Raw genomic sequence first — 21,796 nt, 5'->3', positions numbered from 1 at the left:
TCTTGTGATGCACTCACGCAGACTTGACTGCTTGATTTATGAGCAATCATATGGTTCACATCAACAATCAGAGGCATTATCCGTTGGACTTGGCTCGTTGATAGATCACGGAGAACTCTCTGACTCGGCGCAACTGCTGCTGGCGGGTGAGCGGACTCAGCCAATTGGTGTCATACTGCTGGAAAATGTCAAGACCTCGTCCGAGCGCGATAATCCAGCCTGTATCGGTCTCGATCGAGCGGTCGTGTGCAGTGTCGCTGAACTCGTAGGTGACTACGATGCCTAGCTGTCCAAAAAGATTCTGCACCTGATTCAGATCCTCGATTTGATTATCAACATACTTGGCATCCGTATATGCCGTAACAAGATGCACATGCACTTCTTCAGTTCGTTCGGTGTATGCAAACACCGTTTCCAAGAACTCCGCAAAATTTCGAATTTGGCGGGGTAGCCGAATGTATGGATCCACAATAGTGATGCTGTGCGCTCCAGCCACAAACGCGCCAAACAGTTTGTTGTAGGTGACTCCGCGCTGGTCTTCCGTGAATGTCAGGCGTCCTTCCTGCGCTGCGGCAGCGGCACGCTCGATTCGTGTGAGCTTCGGCTGCGCAGTTGGTTGTGCGGCTGGCGGAGTAACTGTAGAAGTTTTCTCAGCAGATACCGTGGCAGCCGGAGCGGGAGCGGCAACCGGCAGGTTTGGTTTTTCATCAGACTCCACTGTGGTATCAGCGGGGCCTTCGACATCTTCTTCGCCCTGTTGACGGCCACGCCAATACAGCTCCGGGTATTCAATCTCCTCCAACGTATGCACAGTAGTCGGCTCGGCGGCACCTACACGTGTATACGAGAAATCGACTTCCGCCATAGTTGAATCGATGCGGCATAGCTGGTCCTTGACTCGTTTGCGTCCTTCGATGGCACAGCGCAGCAACGGCTCCATCTCATCCATCGTGGCCTCGCCGGATGGATAGATGAGCTTCATCAAACCGGAGAAGGTTTTGCGCACGCCGTCCTTGTCTCGTGTGGAGAGCGAGGATGAAAGCGCGAAGTATTTTTCAAAGGCCAGTCCGTAATCCACGTTGCGCAGATTATGCAAAATCTCTGCCAGATAATCCACCACGAAACCGTAACCGCTGGTGAACATCTCACTACGAATCTGTTCGAACTCCCAGCCGGGCACATAGTAGTGAATACGATCAAGAAACGCTGGGTCATGGTATTGCGCCGGCAGCTCCTCGAACAAGTCGGTGTTCTTCAACATGTACGGCACGTTATGGGAGGTGTTGCGCCCTCGCGAGAACGACTTATTTGCCATGTAGTTCTTCATGATGTCTACAAGCGCACGGTCGGCCTTTTTGGTTTTGCCGGCGAACTCGTCGAACGCCACTGTATCCCAGAATCCAACAAGGCCAATCTGTCCATTGGAATTGTTGACGAACAGTTTCGCCGCCGTGACTTCGCCACCGGAAATCAGCATGCCATGCGGGGAGAATTCGGAATAGATATGCGACTTGCCCGTGCCCTTAGGACCAAGTTCGATCAAATTGTAATTACGTTCCACGAATGGAATCATGCGCACCAGATGCAGCAACTTGGCACGGTCGGAGAACAGGTCAGGATTGAAACCGACCGATTGCATCAGCAAATCAATCCATTCCTGCGCGGTGAATTTCGACCTCATCGCCAGATAGTTCTCACGATCATCGTGTGACATTTGTACGGGCATCAGTCGGTGCAGTCGCCACGGAACATCCTTGGGATCGCCCGAGTAGGCGTAGACGATCGTGCACATGCACCAGATGCCTGTGACCAGCAGTTTGGGGTTGTTCTTCACGGTCTGCGCATCGACCACCACCCTGCTGATGCCGAGGTTTTCAAATGCGGCTTCGTATTGGTCAAGTTTCTCGTTGAGCGCCACCTGCACTTTGTCGATGACCTTATAGCGCCCCTTTTCACGAATCTTCGATTGGATGAGGTTCGCTTCCTCACGGTGCACATAATTGTCCGCAAGGATGGAACGCACATGTTCGACGCCAGTCTGCACGCTGTTCGCATCCGTGGTGGTCGCAAACTTGGCGAGCAGATATTCGAGTACGTATGTGGGAACCAGCGCGTTGCCTTTGACTTTACTGACCAAGTCTTTGCGTACCGTGTAGCCAGAGAATTCACTGGTGACCTTGCGGTCCAGATCATTCATCGGCGGGACGGCACCAACGCCATCTGCTACGGCACCATCAGCATCTGCTTGCTCTTCGTTAGCCATACTCCTACCTTACCCACATTGAGAGCCCCTTATGAGCCAATGTCAGAAGTCAAAACCGTCATCGATGATGAGCCCACGCTGTAGACGGTATTCCGCTTTGATGCCGAGCGTGCGCATCTGACTGGAGCCAGAGATCCGTTCACTGAGTCGAAGTTCGATAACCGTGTTATTGAATCGGTCTGCGTCGCTCGTCAACAGGAACGTTGCCGGCATGTGGCGCTCGGCGATCTCCTTGGATGTGGAGGAGAAGGCAAGTGGTACTTCGTTTGAAATCAACACGGCATTGCCGTCCTGTTCCACACCCCACAATCCGGCAAGTACCGTGCGCTCGGATACTTTGCCGCCGACTGGCTCGGTTTGCAGGAAATCAACGGTAATCTGCCCGGTGGTGATACGGTCGGTACTTTGCAGAATCCTGAACTCCACTTGACGAGCATCTCCGGCCGCTGTACGGCCCTTGTTGATATGGATGATGGGCACCACGATTTCCGGTAGCGCGGCACCGCCGTGTACGTAGCGCACGCCGGAACCAGGAATGCGCAGACGATGGATGCCGTTGGGAATCTGAATAGTCACTCCTTCACCGCGCGAATCGTCTAATCCCACTTGTGCTGCGGTAAACGTGGTGAATGCCGGCTTATGTGCAAGATTCGAACCGATCACGAATCGCGGCTTTTTCTGCCAAATCGCATCGCCGGAAGGAGTCTCGCTCAGCCATTCGGATTCCTTTACAGCATGATTCTGATAGAGGAAACCGTGGTCTGCGGTGACGATCATATTGGTCACGTTCGCATTGGCCAAACGCTTGACAATGGTGTCCAACTCATCAATCGTACGACTGCATGCTTCGAAAACACTGCTCTCATTCGCCGCATCATCGCCAGTCGCATCAATCGCATTATGGTAGACGTACAGCACGTTTGCATGTTTCACTAAATCGCGGTATTCATCCCGCTTCATATGCAGCAGATCGTCTGACTTAATGGCATTGCCGCCTACTGTAGCGAGGATAGCGGCACGTGCGTCTTTGCCATCCGTGGGCCTGCCGTCGGCCTGTACGTAGTAATGCTCTGAAGCGTCCAATGCCAACGTCTTATGCGGCAGCAATGCGGCCATGCCTAGTTGCGTATAAGAAGGCATTGTGCTGAGCTGCGATTCGATCGTGGCGTTCCAGCGGCTTTGCGCGGTAAGCCGCTCGCAGAACTCCTGAGCGACCTCGTAACGCAATCCATCGGAGATGATGACGGCGATTTTCTTATTGGCGTCGGTCACCTTCTTTACATTGCGCTCATAGAAGCGAGCCTGGGACGGGACTTCGTTGATGGCCCAGTTTTGCATTGTGTTTATCTGCGACTGCCACTTGACCGCCAAATCATCCTGGTATCGGGAGTATTCCTGCTCCAGACTCTTGGCTATTGGCATACCACTGAACGGAGCATTGCCTCGTTTCCACGCCGCAATGAACTTCCGATAGCAGCCGTCGGCTCGGTACAGATCACTGGCATAGAGTTGGAAACCTTGCTGTGATGATGCAATGGATTCCATAAGCGGGCGTGCGGCACGCAGTTGCGCGCGCAATGCGCTGGCGGCTGCGATAATCGCATAATCCTTGGCGTAATGATCATGCCATAAGCCGTATCGGCGCGATTCCACAATCCGCTGCACATCACTATCGGCGATGCTTTCATTGCCAAGCGCCGCACACAGCAGTTCTACGAGTTGTTCGTCAACTTCGTGGAAGATGTCATGTGAGGCCAGTTCCTCCAACCCCATATTCACGACTGTGGTATTGAGAGACAGCTCGCGGAAAGCATCATCGGCCAAAGTTCGCATTACCTGCGTGAAGCGCGGATCGTTGCGCCACATGTCGAAATCGCGACGAATGTTCGCATAATAATCGACACCATGCTCGGCATCACTGAATCCATTCCAAGCCAGGCGGAACAGCCATAGTACGAAATCCTTGACCGTGGGATGCTTGAGCTCGCGCGCGGCATCGAATCGGTAGATAGCTCGGGTGCCAGACCAGTGATAATCGGACAATCCCATTGCTGCTATGCGTTCGATGCCATCCGCATCATCTTGGGCATACTGTGCAAGAAGCTTGCGCCAAATGGCTTGCAAGCTGTGCTCCCCCGCCGGCAAGTCCAGAAGAACAGCAATCATCTTCGCCTGGAAGTCACGCTTGTCATCTTCAGCACGCAATCGCTTCGCCAGCGCATCCACAAGATCGTCATCGTCGAAGAACTGCTTAGTGCTCTGCATGATATCAAGCCATGTTTCGCGCGTCTCTGCGGATGCCTCATGCGGGAACAGTTCGTTGATGATCATCGTGAGCTTGTCGGCTGTGAACAAGGGGCCGTACGCCAGTTCGAGATCCAGCAGCCAATTGTCCTCGTTGTTAGGCAATTTGCCGGGAAGGTACACAAGGAATTTCGTGGTGGGTTGGTCGATAAGCATCCGGTATTTCAACGCGAACGGATTGCGCTCGACGCGCACGACTTCCACGTCTCGCAGCACTTCGATCGATGAGCTCGGCCCGGCGATTTCATCCACCAGTTGCGTGAACTCACCGTGTTCGTCATGCCAGAACACCACACGCCCCTCGCTATGAGGCGTACCGTCGAACGCCGCAAAGCGGGCTGCCAGTAATCGGCCAATCTGCTCGCCGCTGCTCATGCGAATTCCTTTCCATCGGAACCGTCCTCCAATAACCAATCCGGTATGGAAACAATTTGAATGCCGTCTGAAGTAATGCCGCCACGAGCATGGTCGTAGGTGAGAACCGTTTTGGGGAATGAATCACCGACCGCTCGCAATGGTGCAATCTCCCGTTCGAATACCTGCTCATCGATAAGACTTTGTGTGACCTGGTAATACGCGCGGTGTTGATGATTGGTGGCCACGAAATCAATTTCGGTAGTTCCCGATGGCTCTATTGGCACTGCGCCGACCGATACCTGATTGCCACGTCTCAGCAACTCATTGGCCACGACGTTTTCCAGTTGGAATCCGAGATCTTCAACAGCGAAATTCGTAGTCAGGTTACGCAAACCCGTGTCCACCGGATAGAACTTACGTAACGGGTTGAGCAGTTCTTTGCCTTTGAGTCCGCTTTGGCTCAGGCCATTGAGAATATAGGCGCGTTCCAGCGCATCGATGTAGTTCTCGATGGTGTCTTGCGAGACACGGTATCCGGCGCTTTTGAGTGCGCCCGTCACTTTTCTGGTGGAGAAAAGATTGCCGGATGTGGAGAACAGGTAGGTGACGAGTCGTTCCAACAACGGTAGGTCACGGATGCCAAGTCGTTTTGCCACGTCGTTCAAGATGACCGTGTCGAACACGGCCGAAAGTTCGCGCGTCACATCGTCTTCATCCTGTTCCTTCAGGGAAAACAGTCCGGGCATGCCGCCGAAACGTAGGTATGTTGCGAACGCTTCATCCACACTGCCACTTTGCCCGCTTGAGGCCGTCAGGAAATCCACATATTCCCGGAATGACAATGGGTATACGTCAATCGGCACGTATCGTCCGGCAAGTAGCGTGGCCAGATCGGATGAAAGGAAATGGGCATTCGACCCAGTGATGGTCACATCCACGCCATCCTTGGTATGTAATCCACGAACCACATGTTCCCACTCCGGGACCTCTTGAATCTCGTCAAGGAACACGTAGAACATGGATTGACGGTCGCTGGCGTCCATCGCCTCGGTGAGTTCTTTGGTCAGTCCGTCCACTGTCTGCATAGCAGACATGCCGAATTCATCGAATCGTTTATAGAAGATGTTTTCAGACCGCACGCCATCTGCAACGAGATGCCTCATATACATGGTCAGTATCGCAGATTTGCCGCATCGGCGTACACCACGCAGCACCTTGATCTGGTCAACATCCCGATATCGCTCAAGCAACGATTGGTATTTCGGACGCGGGTAAAGCACTTTGACCATGCAGGCATCACCGTCTTCCATACTCGACATATTCAAGGAATTTACCCTTAAGTGTCGAGTATACTCGACACCTCACTGTTTTTCACATAAAATGTCGAGTATAGTCGAAACAACATTAGATAATCACGTGCCACTAGCGAATCCAATGAATCATGCGGACGTCTTTCCGTCAATGAGACCTTTTTCAATACATTTTCTCTCGAAGGACTCATATACGTCAGGCTTCAGTGTATCTTTCAGCTTGCTAACGAATTCACTGAGACATGGAGGACAAAAACCATCCGGGCACTGGCATGCGACAGAACGATAATAGGACATAATCGTGCTGGCATCCCTTTCCTGCAAACAATCCGGCAAACCTTTGGCAAAGCAACTTGTGATATCAAAATCAGAATATGAAGGGAACCGATCGCCAAGGGCTTTCATACCTTCACCAGCATATTTCTCCAGATACGGTATCATCTTGGAAAACTCCAGTCGCTCATCCTGTTCCCAATCACGTGATTTATTCTTAGACCTAGAATCAATATAATTAGAAAGCCACGATGACCATATCGCAGTTTTTTCTTTAGAATCCAGACGAAACTCGAAATACCAAGCGATGCTTTTCATAAAGGCAACGCGGAACGATTCATCTTTAGCAACCAAAGTCCCACGCAGAACACGATCCTTTTGCTTCTCAGAGATATCCGCATAAGAGAGAATATTGAAGATATAATCCGCTAAAAACCGCGTATTATTTTTAAGTTCATCGCACCGCTCAAGAAGATTGCAGCAGCTGTCAAAGAAGCCCATAGCAAGTAGACGGTTACTAAGTCGCGGATGCGGAAACATGGATTCCCATATAAGAACAGTATCGACATCATTAAAAATTTTAGGCAACTTACTTTCAATATAAGTTGAATCCAACATATGAAGCAGATTAATTTCATGCAATAATACAGACTTAACTGATGAATCGAAAGTATGATTGCATTCGAACAATAAATTTAAAGCTCGCTTCTCGGATTCATTCATCCCAGACCAATCATTATTCGTATTGACATATCGTAAACGAATTCTTCCAACCCAATAGTGTGCTATCCTTCCCGGCCAACAATTAAGTGAATAAGTGTATGGATTATTAGACCAATATTCATTGGTGTCGGGATTAAAATTGATATTATTGTTAATCCATATTTTATTGGCCACTTCATCCATAACGGCAAGAGAACGTTCGGTAAAATCAGTTTTATTCGAAAACATTTGCCAAGAAAGGAAATTAGAGATGGAACTCACCATTTCATCCGTCATAGAAGATAATCTATACATTATGTCAATAATTTCATTCTGCGGTTCACTGCAGTCCGCATCGCTCCAACCATCAACAACAGCGCACTTGTACCAATCTACTAGGCCTTCATTTGCAAAAGAATCCAAAAAATTCCATAGAATAAGGCCTACGCTTGGTTCTTCTTTGACAATCCTCGCTATCTGCTGCCGATAGGCTGAAGCATTGAAGTGTATGAGCATATCCTCCGGCTGAGAGCCCCCAAAGAGAAGCCTCTTAAGCCTCGTTGGCATATTTCTAAGCAAATCAATAAAAGCTTCATCGCTCAGATCAGAGTCGACAAAACGCATCTCCTCAAACCAAACGCTAAAATCAGGATTCTTGTTAGGAACAAACTTGTTGTCTTCAGCCAGTTCAGTCATCCACTCTTTCGCTTCGCCCCATTGTGGGACAAAACGGAGCATCCATTCTAATAAATCGTATTGATATCTTGCTACTGCACCTTCATTATCAATGTCATGGACGGATTCCTGCATGCAACGCAATAACCGGGTACACATATCACTAGATAAATCTGTCACCGCATTCTTAAGCACGGTAAAGACTTCATGCCGTGTTTCATAATCATAAATAAGGTGATGATCAATCAACCACTGTATTTTTTCATCACCGGTTTTTTCAGAAATCCCAATGGCATGCACAGCGAGTCTTTGTAAGAGTGGAACGTTGGATAAAATCCAACGTTCTGCGTGACGCGGTGCATCTGTAGAATGCTCTTCCACATAGGTCCTCAAAAGACTTACGAAATAATTCTGGAGATCTCTCATTCGCTTATTCTGTTCATGCCGTTCAATAGAGGGCCTGAGAAGGACAGAAGTCATCTCTTTGCTTCCGTATGCTTGCAACAGCGAGTAGGCTTCTCTAATCTTTCGTTCAGCAAATCGCGCTTGATATACAGTTACAGGGCCAGTAAAAACATCATCGACAGCATCTCTCGAAAAAGAGACACTGGAACACGGCCAATCCACGTAAGCATACGGTTTTTCGTCAGCTTCAAAGGTAGCCCTCAATCTAAGGTATGGACGAATAAACTGATTGGCAATTTCCCACTTTATATCAGGATTCATTTCCTCCAATGCTTCCACCGTTGCATCAAGTTCTCTCATCGTTCTCGGTGCCGAATAACCCATAATAGAGGTCATGCATACAGTAAAAACTGGAATAAAAGCATTACCGTTCTCTTTACTAGCCATGTGGCTACTAATCATGCATAGTTGATGGAAAAGATGGTCAGACATGTGATTTTGATATTTTCCAATAACCGAAAGAACGACATTTTGTTCTTCTGCTCTTTGGACGAATTCAACAACGAACCAATTGATCATTGCTTTATACCAGTCCACTTCTATAGAATCACTAAAACACTTGCTGAGATCTGTATCCTCAGTAATCCATTTCAGCCACATCCTCTTGGTGTCATCATTAACCGATTGAATAAAGCAACGTATTCCACTCACAGTTTGCAACTGCAACTTCATGTAATCGGATTCAACGTACCCAGATGGAACACCGTTACTAACTATGTCCGATATGCGGTTTCGCTGACTCATATAAGTGGCGCTCAGATGATTAGACAAGGCATTTAATACGTCCGGCAATGCCTGATGCGCGTTAACACTCGGATACGAAATTATCTCAATACCGCTGCGATGCCATTCATCATCTCTATCGGACCCATCGGCAACAAAGGCATATCGAGGCTGGGCATAAGATGAAACTCCAAGAGCCAGATATCGCATGATTGGATCTGTGAAACCATAGCCGATGAATACCACAGAATATGATTCAAACAGTTGTAAAAGGAATCTCGTAGCCCATGCTTCGGAAATATAAGCATTTGCAAAATCCCTATCATCAAGAACAAGTTCGTCATCTGGACTGTTAATTGAACCATGTATATGAAGCAAACCGGAAAATGAGCTGCCTCTTGGCACGGCAGGACCAGCATACTCTCTCCGAAGATTAATCGAGTTCTCTTTGGCCGCACTCTCAAGAAGTAAATCATAGTTTGTCGTAACTATTCTCGGGGTGCCAATCGCATCAGCAAGCCGAACAATGGCCTCATGCGTTTCATTATATTTCGCATCGGATTTCTCAATAATACGTTTCGTAGCACTATGAGCGTTAAAATTTTCCGGTAGTAAGCCCACAAAACGATCAAGTTGTTCATCATAACCAGGAGAATGGACTCCGGCCTCATATGCAAGTTGCTCCACCAACTCCTTGTAGAGAGGCAAATTAGCAGGTGGATTGTATGAAGCCCCTGCCCCAACAAAAAAGACAACCCTATCTTCTTGAAAAGCATCCAGCAAGGATTCAGGGACATTTACATCACAAGTAATCCACATATGGCACCTTCCAATCTCATATTATTTCCAGCGTTTGCTCTTAGCTGTTCTAACTGCTTGGCGAGTCGTTTTTTAGGCCTGAATCATAAGTAATTATCGAGGCAAGAATGGTATAAAAGAAATCTTATCAATGAGCATGCAGTCAAACTTCTTGCGCGCCAGACCCCGAAATCACGTATCGCGTGTATCGTGCTGAGCCACGCCGTTGCAGTATCCCTGCATCGACTAGTTCCGATAGGACTTTTCTGGCTTGTCGATTCTGTACATTCAGCAGATCTTCCACATCTGCTGATGTAATCTGACCATGTTTGCGTACATACCGGTAGACAATGGATTGCCCCTGAGTTAGATTGCCAACATCCGGCACTGATCCGGCACTGATCCGGCACTGATCCGGCACTGATCCGGCACTTTGCCTTTCTAATGCTGCTTCTTCGTTCGCTGCCACAGTATTATTCGAAGTTTCTACAACCGAATGACTGGCATCTAATTGACGGTAAATATTGATGCGTAAATCAGTGTCGCCACCAAGGAATTCCGGTTCACGCAATCCAGCCTCACGCACCTCCTCGATAATGCGAGGAATGCCACTGCCCCAATGCTCGATAAGCCGCATATAGGAGAAGGCAGCAGCTAATGCTTCATTGCGAATCTTGGAATAACCTTCCTTCATGCGCGCAATAGTCTGGCCCATCGGAAGACGCCCGGGAGACGTGATTTCGAGTCGGTCGTCGTAAATCGCAATCTGAATGCTGGAATGGTCGATATAGCTGCGATGTACAACGGCATTGACGATGAGTTCGCGGATAGCATCCGGCGGAATCTCATACACATCCTGTCGATACACACCTTCGAACCGTGCACCCATGTGAATGTTGCGCAGTACGTATTGATATGCCTGTTCGATGAGCTCCCAAGGTGTGCCAGTGAACTCACGCCGGTCAACGAACACGGCTTTGGTGGAGCCTTTGAACACACCACATTGCACGACGGAGCGTACCGGATCGTTTACGCCGGACAGAATCGCGTAGGCGTTCGTCGGTTTGAGCTCGCCGTCACGTTCGATCAGTACGCCCCATGAGAGCAACTGCTTGGCGGTCACCGGCTTGATTGAGCCGGCATCATGTTTCGCGTTGGCCTTGGCAACTTCGGTCATTGTACTGCAGAGCTTGGCGACATCCTCGTCAGTTGCCTCCAATTCAAGACACAAGGTTTGGTCAAAGCTGCGATTGCTGCCCTCGAACATCAGTTCCTTAATGGTCGCCGCGTCGGCTTGACGCGTGGTGCCGGCAACGCGCACGAAAGTGCCTTGGTCTCGACCCATTGACTTGATGTAATACGGTCGCTGCGCGCCCGGCAGGATTTCGGCAACAATCACCGTTTTGCCGTCGATGTCGCGCATGGAGATATCCGGAATAATCAGCGGTTCACAACTATCGGCAATGGCATTGGAAATGGCGTCCATGATGGTGAACACCTGATCATCTGGCACGCCGACTACGTTCAGCGTCTGATCCTCGACGCCGAAGACGATACGTCCACCCTCACCATTGGCAAACGCCACCGCCGTCTTCACATACTTGACGCTCCGGTCCGGCAACGCCACCTTATACTCAACGTTCTTGGATTCGCCAGCCAGATAATTCATGGATATGTCCTTCATTACATGCAGATATCATCACACAAGAAAATTCCTAATTTTTTTGCCTATCTCGTCTTGGCCAAGCATCTTTTGCATTTTCACAATATCGGCACCAAGTTGAATGCCCAACCACATTCGCAAAATAATGAGACCCTGCATAGTGGTCTGATACATGGTCTGGAAATCAGGAGCAGGAGTCTCTGCATGCTTATTCCCAACATAGACATTTCGCATTGTATCTTTCCATTCTGCAACATTGAGAATAGGAACAGTGTCATTAAATTTTTCAATGATTGCGTCTAACATCTGAGTATACGTACCTGGTTGAGGCTCAGAATATCGACGATTCATGCGCCTTTCTTGATTTTCAGATGAAACGATATGCCATCCCACACATTCTAGAGTAATTCCTACAAGAGTAGACACAGTTTCTATAGCTAAATGATTGTGCTCACGTGCTAGATAGGACAATAAAGTCATGCCCTTCTTGCATTCTTCACGAAGGCTCAACCACTTCTTGATTCCAGTATCGCCTATATCTTGGTACGAAAAAAGAAATCTACTACGATAATTATTCGTACTACCCCTATCCACTAATGGATAATACGACACAACCGGAGACCATCGATCCTGTATAACTGTTCCAGCCTCAACCCTTTGGGGATCATCCGATCCCATAACTGACATATCAGTGAATTCTCGTGGATTCCAATCCGTAATCGATACTAAATCCTTAATTACACGATGAATGGAAAGATGATAATCCCAACTTTCCGCACGATCCATCTTCGTCTCAATCAAGACAGATTGGCGTGAAATAATGGAATCAGTTTCAGACGATTCGGCTACTTCAAAATGAGGGCTAATAGATAAGCCAATACGTTCATCAATACTAATAGGCGAAATTGTCGAAGAATGGACATTCACATCTTTGCATCTTCCTAACTCATCCAGCTTCGCGCTACATGATGTCGAAGATAAATCGAACCAACGAACTAAATCCGGACACCGTGTCCTCAGACCGTTAATTTTCGCATAATCATTTTGTCGTCCGCCGCAAACAACATATGTGGGAATAACCACCCCAGTGCCTGGTCCGAAAGCAGAAAAACCAGAGGATCCAATACGGCACCCCACTAATGTATAACTTGCTGCACTGCAAACAAACAACAGCTCATGCGGCATAACATTTGGAATCTGATTCCCGACGGATACCCCACCATTAGGTTCTTTCCACGAAGAGACAAACCAACAACCAGGCACAGTCCCAATGTCCTTAAAAGGCACACAGAGCTCAATTCGAGTACCGGTATCACGAAGAACTGCAGGTATCGTGGATTCCGAATTCAACCCCGTTATAATGTATCCAATCAAGGGTTCTGTTAATTCCACATTGATCGACATTTCACCCTCCCACATGAACGTTTGTTCGATTATTATATCGAACAAACGTTCTATTCCCGCAACTTAGCTCTTAGCTGAATCAATCCTCCAATGGGTTGACGGGCCAGGTCCAGGATTGGACGGTTTTGCGTTTGGCTTCGATGGGCTTGATGGCGCGGACGGCTTTGCCCATGCGGAGGTAATTCACCAGCACGCCGTCATCGAGGTCGATGGCCAGGTTGCGGGTGGCGAGTGGGTAGAGCACGTCACGCTCGTAGTCGGTACACTCCTTGATGGATACGCGGAGCTTCTCACCTTTACGTACTTCAGCGGCATTCTCGGAAGCAAGCAGGTGCTCCGACTGGGCGTTGAGCTTGGCTGTGAACTCACGCAAGTACTTCAGCACGTTGTTCGTGGTAGCCGGCGTATATCGGTGCAGATAGACGAGCGCCTTGAAGGTACCCTTCTTGTCGGTACGGCTGGAGTACATCCAGTAGATCGGGCGGCTCTTGTACATCTTGACATGATCGTCATAGAAGTCGCTGGCGAAATACTTGCGCAGGGGCTTGCCCAGTACTTCCTCGATGTAAGCGACGTTCTCGTTCACATGCTGTTCGCCACAGGCTGCGGCGAGGAACGTGCGGAAGCGGGCGACGATGTCGTCCTCGAACCATTCGTCGTCGGTCACAGGAATCACGTTGTCCGCATTCGGCTCGAACGTGGGATTCGGGATTTGCGCGTGATAGTCGTCGATGGTTTCGCCTTGGGATGCGAGAATCAGGCCCAGCTTGTCGAGCGAGTAACGGCCGAACATGCAACCGACCGCGTAGGAGATGATCTCCTTGACGATGTCACGGGTCATGAGCTCGTCGCGTTCAGCGGGCGTGTTCTTCGGGTACGCGAACGCCGGGTTGCGCTTCAGCGACACGCGTTCAATCGGCACATCGCACAGCACTTCGCTTCGTACGCCGTAGGCGTCCGCCACCAACTCGTTGTTCTTGACTTCACGCTGGCGTTGCTCTTCGGCAATAACCTTGCAGTGCTCGATATAAGCCGGAATCCTCTCCGCAAGAGATAAGCCTTGGCTCCCTCTGAAGAGCGAGCTGTCAGCCGAAGGCTGACTGAGGGAGAGATTGTCGGTCTTGAGCACTTCCAATCCAGCAAAATCCCACGAGGTTTCGCAGGAGTTCCAATCGGACTGAGAAACAGAAACGAGTTGTTTTACAACTTCTAGATAATTCTCATTGGCGACTTCCCTGATAGGAAGACGGCCAAGGCTGGTAAGACGATAATCTAGAGTAGGACTGATTGAGCTCAGCAAGGTCGAACAGACCGCACTATTCAATATCCCTAGAAGAGGAATTGAATCGGATTCGTTACTAAATAATGATGGTCCAGTCGAGTCGAACGCTTGCCCAGCTGGATAATCTCTAATCGAAAAATCTCCACTCGATATGCGAGTCCATGACAACGACTTTTTAAAGAAATATTGGGTATTTCGCAAGGTCGGTACGAGATTGCCTCTAGAATCTTTGAAATTTCGTAAATCAAATCCGTCTTTATCCCAATCAAGAATGTAGTCTTGATTTCCATACCATTTGCGAAATTCTCCACCTTTTTTATAGGCAATCCATTTATGACAATGATGCAAATCATGCCGATTCAAGTCAGAAGAATTTGATGCTTCCTCCCACCAAAGCCGAATAAACCGATCATTATCTCCTGTGTTGATTCCTTCGCGCAATTCGGCTCGAGAACTAAGTACTTTCCCCTCTGCAAAAATTCTCTTCATGGCATCGGATAGCCAATAGACAATCGGTGAGCCGGGAATCTGGGCGAAATCCTGCTGGTTGACAGTGAAGAAATTCTTATCATTAATTGCAGTTAAAACATCATTCTTCTTCATATCGGAACTATTCGCGACAGTTTTTATAAATCGAGTTATTCCGCAATTAAATATAGGCTCCATTTTCTTGGAGAAAACAAATGCACTATTTGCCCCAAAAGTATCTGCATGATATGCGGAATCTCGAAGGTGAATTAGACTGTAAAGACGTTGATCTCTGATCAGATCTCTACGCATATTTTCGAAAGACTTAATAAACATCCACGCATCGCCAGTTATTAAGGCGGAAAAACCTCTCTCACATGTGAGAGAGGTTGCCCTGTAATAAAACGTAGCAAAAAGATCCGCTTTACCGTTTTCGTAGTGATTATTAATGTACTTTTTCAGTTCATCGCCCATGTTGCCGGAGCCCATGTAGGGCGGGTTGGCAACAACCGTAGCGTACTTGGTTGCAAGAAGGCGGGTTTGGGCGAGTAGGGTGCGGGAGCGGTCGAGGAGATCTGGGGCGAGGAGGGTATTCTCTCCCCCAGTCACGCTGTTATTTTGCTCGCTATCGCTCGCTACATCGCCTACAAACAGCCCACTGGGCTGTTTGCTTAGCGGCGATGTCCTGTCAGAGGGGGCCAACTGCACCGCTAAAGCGGCAAGGTCTGATGGAGGTTGAATCAACGAGCCGTAGATGTCGGCGTGCTGGTAGGTGTTCCAAGTGTCAGCATCGAAGGAGACGCCATACAGCTCATTGAGTTCTTCGACTTCGGTTTCGGTGAAGTATTCAGGCGTGATGCGCTGAATGTTGGGCTGGACCTGCTTGCGGAAGAAACGGCGGTAGCGACCACGGGCCTTCATGGTCAGGGCGAAGGCGGCGAGGTTGGCGGCACGTTCGTCAATCTCCATGCCGAACAGATTGTGCTGCAAGATCAGCGCAGGGATTTCGTTGGCGGAATAACCGGCTTCGTCGTAGATGTCGTAAAGCAGGTCGAAGGCGTAAGTGAGCATGTGGCCGGAGCCGCAGGCGGGGTCGCAGACGGTTAATTCCTCCGGGGAGTTGATTGTCAGCGTCTCCCCCGCTGCGCTCTCTTCCTGCTTGATGTAGTAGGCCCAATTCTTCCAAAGTTGGGATTCGGGGTGGGATTGGGTCCAGAGGCGTCCGACGGTGTTTTGAACGAGGTATTGCACAATCCAATCTGGAGTGAACAGCTGGGTGGCTGCGGGAATTTCGGCAGCACCAGCCTTTTTCGACTTCTTAAAGCCAGCCATCACTTCGTTTTTGCGTTCAGAGATATAGAACTGGTAAAGCCAGCCGATGATTTCTACGTTGCCCTGTCTCTCATCGTCGACACAATCGGCAACGGTCATGATCTCTACGGCTTTGCGCAGAATGGAATCGGAAGCGAGCAGGTCTGCGGGCATCAGGATCTCGTCGGCGGCACCGGCGTCATCGAACATGAACGGCATGAACTTGTGCCAGTAATCACAGTAGGCGCGCAACAGCAACCCGTATGCCTCACCCTGAGGATCATTACTAGTCCTGCTGCCATCAAGCAGCGCGGTAATCGTTGGCACCAGCTTGGTTTTGGTACCGACAGCCGAACCAAACACAGCATCATCGAATTCGCCACGCTTGACAGCAGACAGCACAGCGGGCAGAGCGTTCGGATTATCCGCATCATCACCGGAAACCACATGCGGGCTGGTGAAATCATTCGCATCCATGTACCGCAAGGCGATGATCCGATTGAACCAACGGTAGGCATGACGTTCCGCAGTCTTGGCGCGGCCCTGCTCACCACCACCAGCCTGACGAATCTCCTCGTCCAGTTTGGCAAACGCACCCGAATTGTCCACACGAGCCGCCGAATCCGGCTCCATCGCAGCATCCAGCTTGGCCCGCACCATCTTCATAAGCTCCGCGCGAGCCTCAGCCGCAAAAGCCTGCAATTTACTCGTGTTCATGCGTTCTGTTCCTCTCCGCTGCCATCTGTGGTGTTGGTTTCCTTTTCGTCCTTATCCATAAAATCAGAATCGGTCACATCCAGTAGGAAACCATACCGACCTTCATTACTCTGCTTAGTAAACCGAATAATATTGCATCTATCCTTTAATTCAGATATATCAGGCATAAATTTGATGTTATCCGCAATAATGAGCTGACCGTCCATATCGGCATCTGCAAGATAGTCATAGAGTGCAGCGGGAATCGTTTCACGCATCTCCTGTAATTCCGGGTCTTCTTGCGGATCGTCCAATCCCAACAATGGGGTATCTATCATCAAAATGCTGGGATTATGTGCAGCATGGTCCGAAGCCAAATAATCATGAAGAACAAGCAGGACCACAGTATTCACAAAAGAACGGTATCCTTTGCCTTCACGGCGCTTGAACTTATCATTAACGACCGCATCAAAAGATTTGCGATTTAGGTATGCTTCCTTCAGATTCGGAAATGCGCATGCACCCAGAGTATCCAACAACAATGTACTAATGTCATCCCAGAAACTGTCAGGATAATAATCAAGCGGATCGAATTGCTCTTTGGGGAACGGCATGGCTTTTCGTCGTTCGATTTCATTGCGCACGGTCTCGAGTTCATTCTCGAGCTGCTCCCGCTCCGCTCGCATAGCAACCAGTGCGTTATGCTCGTCTAACTTCCTTTTCAAACCATCCAAACGTGGAAGCAAGGCGCTCTTAATGAGCTTGTTAATGTCATCTGACTTCGAAGCCAGATTCTGCTCCATTAACGAATCCTGATGTATCGAGGTCTTTACCTCATGTATGACCTCAAGCAAATCGTTAAGCTTCGCTTTCAATAACTCTTGTTCTTCCTTGCCGGGATGCGCAATTCGAGATTGCGCGTCCGCAGGAAGCACCTGATCGCACACAGGACAGATCATCGGCAAAGGATGTCTATCTGTTAGTTCACGCCCCTCGACAACAAAGTCGAGTCGTTGAAGCCGAGCCTGATAGGAGGAAGCAAGCTCTTCGTATCGACGTTCAAGCATCTTGGACTCAGCTATATGTTCCCGCACAGTCCCCAAGTCGGCAATGATGCGTTGCCCTTGAGACGTAGCGTTACGAAGCGAGTCCTGCACTTGAGCAACATCGTTGCCCAGCTCATCAAATTCCTCTTCTAACGTATTGGATCTATTAGCAACTAACGCACTATCAATGAGCTTCAACCTCGACACAATAGCATCAGGTTGCGTTTCTAGATACGCAATGACAGCATTATTAGCACGCTTCTTTTCCTCCGGCGATTCGTCAGACTCTTCCGCGGAGAAGTCCCTGCCGGTTAGCAACGTGGCAAGCGCCGATTTAAATGCCGTTACTCCCGTATTTTGTACCGGAAAAAGAATAGATTCATTTTTGCTGATTGAGGTCTCATCAGCAAACAATATGTGCGAAAAGGTACGCCAAGTCAATGATTGACCGAGATAATTCTTATTTTTAATAACCCGGACACTCTCTGGCGACTCAAACCCAATTAGCTTAAGCCAAACATGAGAAATAGGAAGAGTGTTGGCAGATGCCTTGCCGCATTTATATATCCCTGATTGAATACGCTGGTCATTGCTATGTACTTCAACATCATTATGGCCGGCACCAATCGGTCTACTCAGCGTTATTTGCCCAACATCGGTTTTGACCGTCATGACAACACGTGTATACCCATCGGCCTCTTTCAAAGAAAAATCTTTAGCTTCAGCGCCAAACATGTAGTCAATGCAGTGCAACACCCATGACTTACCAGAGTTAGACGGACCACAAATAACGTTTAATCCAGGTTTGAGGGAAACCTCTGAATCCCTCCTGTCAGGATGACCAACCACCTTGATGGATGTAATCGTAAAAGCGGGCTTCATCAGAGATCACCTCCCACAACCGCCTGTTCAGTAATAAAATTGAACAAGCATTCTTCCGACTTATCACCTAATTGTTTGAGAGCTGTTTGAACCATGACGGCTAATTGCTTTGAGTATGCCGTAGTCATAGCATTGGCTGTACGGCGACCATCTCGCGTGAGTATATATGTGCCGCTTTTTTCTGGCTTATACGCAACTAAGCCACGCAAAGCGAGATCTTTAAGAGCATCATTAACCAGACTAAGTCTGTGTTCCAGCTCACCTGCGGCAAAGCGATGATCCCCATTGAGGTTTCGGTCTCCGACTCCCAGCGTTTTAGCATTCACGGTCAATGTATCCAACGCGGCAAGGTACTCACAGGTTACTGCCGAATCCACGGCACGTAGCAGAATTAATAGGCGCAACTCGGTTTCATAGGAAGTGTCTAGCAACGATTCACTCATCATTGACCTCCCAGCTCATACGCCCCTCAGACACGAGCTCATGACATGCACCTTTCCTGCACCAGACATCAATCAAGCCTTCAATCTGGTTAAGTCCAATACTGCTTAATTGCACGTTGGTAGATTGTTTCAGCGTCTCAAACAAGCGTTTCACCTGCGTGGGGTAATCATCCAAATTCGTTTCCCAGACTCCTTGCCGAATTTCCTCTAAGAATTGCCGAAAGGCTAGTTCCCCATCGTCAATGCAATCCCTTGATTGGTCACGCAGCCACTCAGCGCTGAAATACGCTTTCCGTTGATCAACGAAATGTTCCCGATATTTCTTCGGGATGTCGGAGGTCTTAGGCTCCTTCCCATGCAGCTCACATTGCTCGCAGTACGCTCGAAGCAGCGCTCTTACATAGGTGAGTTCCTTTGGCTGAATATCCGTGGGCACATCGTCGGCCTTATCTGCCGTAGTCCGGAAATCATCCCCAATATGGATGCGGCCAGTCTTCTGATTGAAGTAGGGGACGCCAGTGCTTTCTGCCTTCTGAATAGCAGCCGGTAAATCAGAAACCGCCAGCCTACGATGTCCGGCCGCCGCCGCAAATACGTCATAAAAGTAGGAACCAATTCCCTGTGCAACATTTCCTTTGTTGATTCGAGGATCGATTACATGTAACGAATCAGCTAGATCATTCAATGCTTCTTCGTCATAGACTGCAAGCAGATTTTTCTCGAAACGATAACTATCCCATCGACCGACAATCTCACTTGCTACCGGCTTAGACAAAGAGAGAGTCCCATTTGCATAGCTCTTCCATGTGCTTTCTTTACGTATGGTTTGAGCTGAGCGTTCCGGCTGATTTCCCTCAGCAGGTTTTAGTCCCATATCGACAAGCTGCATGACGAATGCACCGAGGTTACGCGTACCTTTCATCAACGGTCTCAATCGATCGATCAGTTTCCGGAACTGCGTCTCCTTTGCCATCAGTACCTCCTATCGCAATCTATCGCATTCTATCGCTACTTCAACGGTTGAAAATCATGTTTCTGCGAATGTAGAGGCCAGCACTGCAGTGCACAGCCTTCGCCTCTCTTGAGGATGAAGACACTCGTTAGCAATTCGGTTAAAGGAGTAACGATGAAAACAATTATCGATGACGGATTCGCACCTTGGCTGGTGGATGGAGCGACATTTGAGGACGGCTATCCCATTATTGAGCCCCTGCCAGAAACCGTTCCATTCCCTACGAAATTAATTCCAGTCGATAAGCTGAACAAGGTTGATAGCACGAATGGCTTCGCTCATTTCTATCTGGCTGATGTAAGGTTTCGTCCCTTCATCGCGAATCTCCCGCAACGCATCGACAAGCTGCTGCAATACGACGGAGTAATCACACCGGACTTCAGTATCTATCGCGATGCTCCTGAGCCGGTCCAGATTGCCAATGTCTATCGCAACCGTGCAGTCGGCAGCTATATGCAACGCAATGGCATTCCGGTCATTACCGATGTTTGCTGGGCAGATGAGCCCTCATACAAGTTCTGTTTCAAAGGCGCTCCACGCCGCAACATCATCTCGATCAGCACCGTCGGAATCATGACCAAGACCGAAGAACGCGTTGTGTTCCGCAAAGGATTGGACAAAATGATGGAGATTCTTGAGCCGACGCGCGTAGTCGTCAACGGCGAGATGCCTGAAGAATTCATCGAACAATATCAATCAACCACAGTTTTTAAGGCGTACCCGTGTTGGACGCGAATGATGAAGGAGGCCGCAAATGGGTCGCGGTGATAGCGAGCAGTACTACACGTCACATGGCAGCCGTCGCGTGCATCATAAGGCACTCATTCATTCTATCGACGGTAATTTCAGCCGTAATCCGCGGACTGGAAAAATCCAGAAATTTCGCAGCGGCGGACATGGCCAAAGTAACATCAAGATTTTAGAGAGGAATGGCATCGAGTACCATATCGGTAAAACATATCCCAATGGAGTGAGGGTCGGGTATGTGCCCAAACATGCAAATCGCAGGAAGCAAACAGGAACCGGACAGACTTGGTTCCCAAAGAACTGGACAACCCGTGACATTGTCAAGGCCGGAGAGCATGTGAGCAGTCTAAGACATAACCGAAAGAGTCATGATGGTGTGATCATGTGGGGAACCTGGAAAGGTGTGCGTGTCGGTGTGATAAAAACCAATGGTCAAATCGCCACGATATTCCCTGATACCAAGCAGCCAGCACGGTCCCATAGGAGGAAAAGGAACTACTAATGTTTGATGTCAACAAGGTGAAGCAGATTATCACCGAACGTAATGCGACCAATGACGAATGGGACGATCGAATCGAGGATTGTTGGAATCGATTGGTTGAGGAGCTTAGCCATGACCCGGATCAGACAGCTCAGTTCATCTTGCACTGCTCCGATGAAGAGCTGTCCACTGTAGGCGAGGTCCTTGATGAACTCATCTGGAAGACTCAAAGCACGGACATCATCAAGGCATATCGAATTGCCGTCAGGCTGCATCCAAAAGAAAACAAGCGGTTCCATCTTGGAGCAACGCTCGATGATGCAATCGAATCCATGCTGAAAGACCGCTCTCAAGCTTATCAGCTGATAGTTTGGAGGCCTTCTCCGGAGGATCTCGAAAAGGCCCAGAGCTGACGATAATCGATCCTCGTTAAACTCAAGCCCTATCGTAACCCTATTTACAATATGTCCGGTTTCTGCATGGATTTTAAA

The 21,796-nt window shown here is 48.9% G+C and carries 13 protein-coding genes; 3 read left to right on the top strand and 10 right to left on the bottom strand.

The window, feature by feature from the left end:
• Positions 1-76: 76 nt before the first annotated feature.
• The 10 genes from brxL to CUU80_RS01810 form a co-directional block, all read right to left on the bottom strand.
• Positions 77-2,263 (bottom strand): BREX system Lon protease-like protein BrxL, encoded by a 2,187-nt coding sequence (gene brxL / locus CUU80_RS01855; RefSeq protein ID WP_207760063.1) that lies wholly within the window; start codon positions 2,261-2,263, stop codon positions 77-79.
• A 42-nt stretch (positions 2,264-2,305) separates the two neighbouring features.
• Positions 2,306-4,942, bottom strand: coding sequence for a BREX-1 system phosphatase PglZ type A (pglZ, locus tag CUU80_RS01850; protein WP_100495677.1), 2,637 nt, complete (start codon positions 4,940-4,942; stop codon positions 2,306-2,308).
• Positions 4,939-6,243, bottom strand: a complete 1,305-nt coding sequence (locus CUU80_RS01845) for an ATP-binding protein (protein WP_243388598.1) — start codon at positions 6,241-6,243, stop codon at positions 4,939-4,941. Before CUU80_RS01845 ends, pglZ begins: the two co-directional genes overlap by 4 nt.
• Before the next feature lie 120 nt (positions 6,244-6,363).
• Complete coding sequence (locus CUU80_RS01840; RefSeq protein WP_100495676.1) at positions 6,364-9,891, bottom strand: SIR2 family protein; 3,528 nt, start codon at positions 9,889-9,891, stop codon at positions 6,364-6,366.
• Between the two features lie 142 nt (positions 9,892-10,033).
• Positions 10,034-11,539 (bottom strand): ATP-binding protein, encoded by a 1,506-nt coding sequence (locus CUU80_RS01835; RefSeq protein WP_243388597.1) that lies wholly within the window; start codon positions 11,537-11,539, stop codon positions 10,034-10,036.
• A gap of 30 nt (positions 11,540-11,569) precedes the next feature.
• Positions 11,570-12,937 carry an ApeA N-terminal domain 1-containing protein gene (locus CUU80_RS10645; protein WP_133119383.1) on the bottom strand — a complete coding sequence of 456 codons (1,368 nt, stop codon included), beginning with the start codon at positions 12,935-12,937 and terminating at the stop codon, positions 11,570-11,572.
• A gap of 79 nt (positions 12,938-13,016) precedes the next feature.
• Positions 13,017-16,715: a BREX-1 system adenine-specific DNA-methyltransferase PglX gene (pglX, locus tag CUU80_RS01825; protein ID WP_100495673.1), complete on the bottom strand. Its 3,699-nt coding sequence runs from the start codon at positions 16,713-16,715 to the stop codon at positions 13,017-13,019.
• Positions 16,712-18,622, bottom strand: a complete 1,911-nt coding sequence (locus tag CUU80_RS01820; RefSeq protein ID WP_100495672.1) for an ATP-binding protein — start codon at positions 18,620-18,622, stop codon at positions 16,712-16,714. The genes pglX and CUU80_RS01820 overlap by 4 nt, the downstream gene beginning before the upstream one ends.
• A complete protein-coding gene (locus CUU80_RS01815; protein ID WP_133119382.1) occupies positions 18,622-19,068 on the bottom strand; it encodes an ABC-three component system middle component 2 in 447 nt (148 codons plus the stop codon). The genes CUU80_RS01820 and CUU80_RS01815 overlap by 1 nt, the downstream gene beginning before the upstream one ends.
• Complete coding sequence (locus CUU80_RS01810) at positions 19,058-20,038, bottom strand: ABC-three component system protein (RefSeq protein ID WP_100495670.1); 981 nt, start codon at positions 20,036-20,038, stop codon at positions 19,058-19,060. The genes CUU80_RS01815 and CUU80_RS01810 overlap by 11 nt, the downstream gene beginning before the upstream one ends.
• Positions 20,039-20,191: 153 nt before the next feature.
• Between CUU80_RS01810 and CUU80_RS01805 the strand changes: the two genes are divergently transcribed.
• The 3 genes from CUU80_RS01805 to CUU80_RS01795 are packed head-to-tail and all read left to right on the top strand — an operon-like array spanning position 20,192 to position 21,718.
• Positions 20,192-20,845, top strand: a complete 654-nt coding sequence (locus tag CUU80_RS01805) for a DUF4417 domain-containing protein (RefSeq protein ID WP_165775785.1) — start codon at positions 20,192-20,194, stop codon at positions 20,843-20,845.
• Positions 20,832-21,326: an EndoU domain-containing protein gene (locus tag CUU80_RS01800; protein WP_100495668.1), complete on the top strand. Its 495-nt coding sequence runs from the start codon at positions 20,832-20,834 to the stop codon at positions 21,324-21,326. The genes CUU80_RS01805 and CUU80_RS01800 overlap by 14 nt, the downstream gene beginning before the upstream one ends.
• Positions 21,326-21,718, top strand: a complete 393-nt coding sequence (locus tag CUU80_RS01795; RefSeq protein WP_100495667.1) for a hypothetical protein — start codon at positions 21,326-21,328, stop codon at positions 21,716-21,718. Before CUU80_RS01800 ends, CUU80_RS01795 begins: the two co-directional genes overlap by 1 nt.
• Positions 21,719-21,796: the final 78 nt, after the last annotated feature.

Source organism: Bifidobacterium scaligerum (assembly GCF_002802865.1).
GTDB classification, from domain to species: Bacteria; Actinomycetota; Actinomycetes; order Actinomycetales; family Bifidobacteriaceae; genus Bifidobacterium; species Bifidobacterium scaligerum.
Note: the sequence above shows the minus strand (reverse complement) of the source record. Positions and strands in the feature narration are given on the sequence as shown.